Origin of the sequence: Sporolactobacillus pectinivorans (genome assembly GCF_002802965.1) — a bacterium.
GTDB classification, from domain to species: domain Bacteria; phylum Bacillota; class Bacilli; order Bacillales; family Sporolactobacillaceae; genus Sporolactobacillus; species Sporolactobacillus pectinivorans.
The window spans coordinates 1-659 of record NZ_NXGA01000011.1; the positions used below are offsets into that span (position 1 = coordinate 1).

Here is a 659-nt window from a genome sequence, read left to right on the forward strand (position 1 = left end):
AACCACTAATTTATCATGTCAGTGTTCGCTTAACTTGCTAGCATGATGCTAATTTCGTGGCATGGCGAAAATCCGTAGATCTGAAGAGACCTGCGGTTCTTTTTATATAGAGCGTAAATACATTCAATACCTTTTAAAGTATTCTTTGCTGTATTGATACTTTGATACCTTGTCTTTCTTACTTTAATATGACGGTGATCTTGCTCAATGAGGTTATTCAGATATTTCGATGTACAATGACAGTCAGGTTTAAGTTTAAAAGCTTTAATTATTTTAGCCATTGCTGCCTTCGTTGAAGGTGCCTGATCTGTAACTACCTTTTGAGGCTTACCAAATTGTTTAATGAGACGTTTGATAAACGCATATGCTGAATGATTATCTCGTTGCTTACGCAACCAAATATCTAATGTATGTCCCTCTGTATCAATGGCACGATATAAATAGCTCCATNAGCTCCATTTTCCTTTTATTTTGATGTACGTCTCATCAATACGCCATTTGTAATAAGCTTTTTTATGCTTTTTCTTCCAAATTTGATACAAAATTGGGGCATATTCTTGAACCCAACGGTAGACCGTTGAATGATGAACGTTTACACCACGTTCCCTTAATATTTCAGATATATCACGATAACTCAATGCATATCTTAGATAGTAGCC

Annotated in this window: 1 protein-coding gene; it reads right to left on the minus strand. The window is 35.4% G+C overall.

Annotation, left to right across the window (positions count from 1 at the left end; translation table 11 throughout):
• Positions 1 to 29: 29 nt before the first annotated feature.
• Positions 30 to 659 (minus strand): IS6 family transposase (locus COP04_RS19250; RefSeq protein WP_100489770.1); only part of this gene is annotated, 630 nt, incomplete at its 5' end.